Genomic DNA, 5265 nt, shown 5'->3' on the forward strand with positions numbered 1-5265 from the left:
CCCTGGCAGGCCGAAGTTGTTCCGCTTCACCCGGTTCGCGATGACGAGACATGGAAGGGGCAGGACATGCCGGAGGGGTTCGAGATCCGTGGTAAGCGGTTGTGCGCCCTGGTAACTGTGGGGCGTGGCGATGATGCGCATCAGGAGTGGATCCCAATCTCAAGCCCGGTGCGGGTACTGGCTGAAACCAGTGACGAATACGGGCGAGGCTATGGCCGATTGTTGGAGTGGCAGGACAGCGCCGGACGGGTGCGCCGTTGGGCCATGCCCGTTCGCTCCCTGGCGATGCGCAATGGCGAAGAGGTATTTGCCGCCCTGCTGGATGCGGGCTTGCCGTTCATCGAGCTGGGGCACAAGCGCAAGCTGAGTGCCTACCTGATGGCCTGTCAGCCCGAACGGCGGATCACCTGTGTAGAGCGAACCGGCTGGCATGGGCGGGCCTATGTACTGCCTCAAGGGTCAATAGGGCCTGATGCCGAGGGGGTGATCCTGCAAACGGCGGGCTATGCGGCCAACGACTTTACCGAGCGGGGCAGCCTGAGCGAATGGCAACAGGGGGTTGCAGGGCTGGCGGTGGGCAATAGCCGCCTCTGCTTTGCCTTGTCGCTCGCCTTTGCGGCTCCCTTGCTCTCCTTGGTAGGTATGGAGGGCGGTGGCTTCCACCTCAAGGGCGAGAGCACGGACGGCAAGACCACCATCATGAAGGCCGCCGCCAGCGTCTACGGCAACCCTGATCGCTACAGCCAGACATGGCGGGCAACCGGTAACGCCATCGAGGGGATAGCCAGCAGGCGCAATGACGCCCTGCTCTGCCTGGACGAGCTGGGAGAGCTGGACGGGCGCGAGGCGGGACAGGTGGCCTACATGCTGGCGAACGGTCAGGGCAAGGGCCGCAGTAAGCAGGATGGCGAGCTACGGGAGCGCAAGGCGTGGCGGCTGCTGTTCCTCTCCACTGGGGAACTGAGCCTAGAAGATCATGCCGCCAGCGCGGGCCAGCGCACCCAGGCGGGGATGGAGGTACGGACTATCCAGATCCCGAGCGACACCGGCCACCATGGGGCCTTTGAATGGCTTCACGGCATGGAGGGCGGGCGCACCTTTGCCGACACCCTCAAGGCCAATGCCGACCACCAGCACGGCAGCGCCTTCCGGGCCTATGCCGAGGCATTGGCCGGGGAGCTGGAAGCGCACAGCGAGCGGCTGAGGGCCGAGATTAAGCGCATTGCCGCCGAGCTGACCCCGCAGGGAGCAGGTAATCAGGTTGGCCGAGCTATCAACCGGTTCGCGCTGGTGGCCGCTGCCGGTGAGCTGGCAACCCGGCTAGGGGTAACCGGCTGGCCCGAGGGTGAGGCGCTGCGAGCGGTGCGGGTATGCCTCAAGGCATGGCTGGCGGAACGGGGCCACCTTGGCAACAAGGAGGATGCCGCCACCCTGGAGCAGGTGCGCGGGTTCGTCACTGCCCACCAGTACACCCGCTTTGCCGACTGGTTCGACGCCAACCACCGCCCGGCAAACATGGTGGGCTTTCGCAAGGTGGAGTCGGACGGCGTTAGCTTCTTTGTGCTGCCCCCAGGCTGGGCCGAGATCACCAAGGGGCGCGACCCCAAGCGAGCGGCGCACCTGTGCCTTGAAGCTGGCTACCTGCTGGCGAGCAAAGATAAGAAGCGGTTACAGCGGCTGTCACGATTGCCCGGCATGGGTAAGGCGGTGCGGGTCTATGTGCTGACCGAGCGGGTATTAGCCGATGAAGGGGATGGCCAAGAGGACGAATGACGCCAGCCAGAAGGAAACAAGGGGCTGCCGAGTGCGGCCCTTTGTTTTTCTGCCTCATGCGTGTGCGCGTGTGAGGAACAGAGAAAAACGGTGGTTACAGTGGTTACACATCTATCAAACAGAGCTGTAAGCCTTATATATCAAGGGCTGTAGCTGTAACCACCTAATCAATATTCAGTGGTTACAGTGTGGTTACAGTGGTTACACCGAGGGCCTGTAACCACCAGCAAAGAGGATTGTAACCACCTGTAACCACCAATTTTCGGGGAAGTGGTTACAGCACAAACCCAGTCTTGGCGCGGGTTAGCGGGACGTTGTAACCACGTAACCACTGTAACCACCATTTTTTTATATATACAGAGCGAACAGCCGATCAAGATCACACTTTTGCCGCAACAGGGGGTTGCCATGTTTCCTTGCAGTATTGCCCTTATGTCCACCGACAAAGAGCGGGCCGAGGCCAAAATAGAGATCCACAACAAACGAGTGAGAGCGCAGACCGCCGAACTGGCAGCGGCCACCGCCGAGGTTATGAGCGCGTTCCCCTCATGCGTGAACGAGCTGGTATTCCACCCGGTCAGACGATGGCGCTTTGATCATGCTTGGCCCACCCAGATGATTGCCGTTGAGATCCACGGCGGGGTTCACTCTGGCGGGCATCATGTCAGTGCCGAGGGCTTCATAAACGACCGACACAAGATGAATGAGGCGATACTGATGGGATGGCATGTGATTGAGGCCACCACCGATGATGTGCGCAATGGCAAGCTAAAGGAGTGGCTGACAAAGGCGTTTGAGCTGTGGGGCAACCTGAACGCTGAGGGGGCACAATGCGACTGACCAACGAACAACGGGAGCAGGTGATCACCCTGCGCCGTCGCCATTCACTGAAAGAGGTGGCTTCTCTGGCTGGCCTCTCTTTGGGAACGGTGAAGTCCATCATCAGCCGATCGGGGCTGTTCACCGACAACCCGAGACACCGGGCCATGTTCACCCTGCCTCCACTACAAAGCAGCGGAGAGACGCTGCCAGCGGTTCAAGAGCTGCCGCCGCAAGAAGTGGTGACCGGGGACAGGGAGGTGGACGCCCTGTTGTGGCTGCGTCAGGTGATAGAGACCGGCGAACCTGCCCGCATCGAACAGGCCAAACAGGCGGCGGGGCAGATCACCACCCCACTAGATGAGCTGGAGAAGCGTTACGGCAAGTGGCTGGTGGCTAAGGCGGGTCACATGCTTGCGGGCCTTGGTAGCATAGGCTTTGCCAATCTGGATGGACTGGCCGAACGAGCCATCACAAGGCGGGCCAATGAGGCTGAGGCCATCGGACGGTTCGGGGATGCGCTGTGGGACGACACCCAGGCGGAGGCGTTCTGCCAGGAGGTACTGAGGGGGCTGGAGCGGGACAGTTGGCAACTGCCGCCTGAACAGGTCGCGGGGCGGTTCAAGGCTGTGCCGGAACTGATGCCACACACCCTGAGCGACTGCCTTCATGAGCTGGCCTATTGGAACGAGCTGTACCGGCTGCGCAATGCGTGCGACACCCAGGGTTATTATGAAAACAGCATAGAGGCACACGCCCGAGACTGGTTTGTGTTTGGTCTGCTGGCTGAACTGCGACCGAGAAACAGGGAAGAGGCGCGGGCAACCCTGCGCTACCTGATGAGCAGTGAGCGGGACGACGCACCAGAGGCCGAAGGGATCTTGGAGAACCTGCTAGGGTGATTGCCCAGATAACCAGGACGAGTCGTGGTATGCTTACCATGAGCCGTTTGGAAGTTCGCACTGAGCAATTGGAGCCCAGCGTTATGAAGCCAAGCGGTTCAACAAGCCCGTTCTGGTGAACCACGCTTGGGCAATTGGAGCCCTTGGGTCGTACTAGGCGGGCTTTGTCTTTATGGAGTGGAACACCGACCGGCACGCTGAAAGCCGCGCAGTTGCCGGCCCGGATAGTGTGTCGTGTCCCGCCGACCGGTACGCTAAGATAGACGCCTGCCAGCACGTGCGATTGAGGAAATACCATGACCAAATCAAAGGAGCCTACCCCCCTTCAAGAGGCCACCTCTCCATCGTCTCCAGAAGCGCACGAGGGGGCACCGACATTCCCTCCGCCGCATCCGTTCGAAACATATCTGTTCGAGAGGCTGACAACCTACGCGCAGGGGTATCTGCCGCTACCTTGGCCTCACGATCGCATACTGATGAGCGAGGAGGTACAGGCCGAGCAGGACAGGAGACAGGCAGAGAGGTCCGCCGAGATAGAAGCGGAGCTGGCCGCACGTGAGAGCGCACGGTTGGCAGCGCTTGAGCGAAAGCGGATCTCATCGAGGCGTTATGCCATGAAGCGTTGGACCGCTACGGCCTGGGCACGTTTACGCCAGTGGATAAGAGCGCATCATGGCTAAACCAAAGACGCCACCGTTTACACCCAGGCACCTAACACCGGAAGAGATCGAGTCACTGCGGCAGGACCGCAAACGCCGGCACGAGGCGAACATGAAAGCATTCGAGACGATGGATCTATCCCGCCTGATGCCAACCGAGCTAGAGGGCGAGAAGCCAGAACAGGAGATACAACCGTGACCTCTACAAGCCGCCGCCATGACCGGCAACAGGATGAGCGGACGGAGATCCTGACCGGGGGCGGAATACTCAGGCTGTGAGCACCCCAGCTTTCCCGAAATGGGAAACCTTTCCCCAGAACGGTGAAGGTGCTCCAAGTTCAGTAACGGTATCAAGGAAATCGTGATCCCCTACCCCGTCACCTGGAACGAGCCCATGCTTCCCACCGCACCTATAACCGCATATGGATCCGGGCAGCCATGATCACCAGCGGCTGACTTTTCAGCCAATCCGCAAGACCCTCTCCGAGCTGGGAAGATTCTCCCCTCTCCGACTTCGACCCCTCCCACATTGGATTCCCCGAGACACACGGTAAGAAGTGTCACGGTTTCTCGGACAGTGTCCGGGCAACCATGACAGCAACTCCGCACCCAAATTGGCAGTAAACCGCCACCCCCCTCGCCAATACTGGCCGCAAACTCCGCAGTTAAACCGGCATACGAGCCAGATGAAAACGGGCATTCCCGCTTCTAGGCTCTACCCTCGACAACTTTGCGACACCCCACCACGGCCAGCACCAGGCCAGCCAGGGGAACCCCTCTCATCTGGTAGGCTTCTTGCTGATCTCCATTCTGCGCAAATTGCGCAATTCAGCCAAAAACGAAAAACAACCGCGAGTTGCGCAAAACGGTTGCTAATTAGCTGGCAGCCTAAGCAGCACAAGGGATTGCGGGGGATTGAGCAGGTTAGGGAACTGCGCAAATTGCGCAATTCATAAGTGCGCAGAGCTGCGCAGATTGGTGAATTGCTCACAAGGGGGAAATGAGGTGTTGAGCACAGGGATTTGAACCCGCATCCGACAAGGGATTTGAACCAACCTTCTGTGGTGCTGGAGAGGTAGAACCAGTGGCTCAAACACCAAAAGCAGAGGGGG

The 5265-nt window shown here is 60.0% G+C and carries 4 protein-coding genes; all 4 read left to right on the forward strand.

Annotated features, from left to right (window positions below; all coding sequences use genetic code 11):
- Positions 1-1773, forward strand: a 1773-nt coding sequence (locus PG883_RS22530; RefSeq protein WP_270808278.1) for a DUF927 domain-containing protein, incomplete at its 5' end; no start/stop codon positions are given.
- A gap of 432 nt (positions 1774-2205) precedes the next feature.
- Entirely contained in the window at positions 2206-2613 is a 408-nt protein-coding gene (locus tag PG883_RS22535) for a hypothetical protein (RefSeq protein ID WP_270808281.1), read from the forward strand.
- On the forward strand, positions 2604-3494 hold the full coding sequence (locus PG883_RS22540; protein ID WP_270808283.1) for a hypothetical protein: 891 nt from the start codon (positions 2604-2606) through the stop codon (positions 3492-3494). Before PG883_RS22535 ends, PG883_RS22540 begins: the two co-directional genes overlap by 10 nt.
- A gap of 672 nt (positions 3495-4166) precedes the next feature.
- On the forward strand, positions 4167-4352 hold the full coding sequence (locus tag PG883_RS22545; RefSeq protein ID WP_017783401.1) for a hypothetical protein: 186 nt from the start codon (positions 4167-4169) through the stop codon (positions 4350-4352).
- Positions 4353-5265 lie beyond the last annotated feature (913 nt).

It is taken from the genome of Aeromonas sp. QDB25 (assembly GCF_027707725.1).
In the GTDB taxonomy this organism is placed as follows: Bacteria; Pseudomonadota; Gammaproteobacteria; order Enterobacterales; family Aeromonadaceae; genus Aeromonas; species Aeromonas caviae.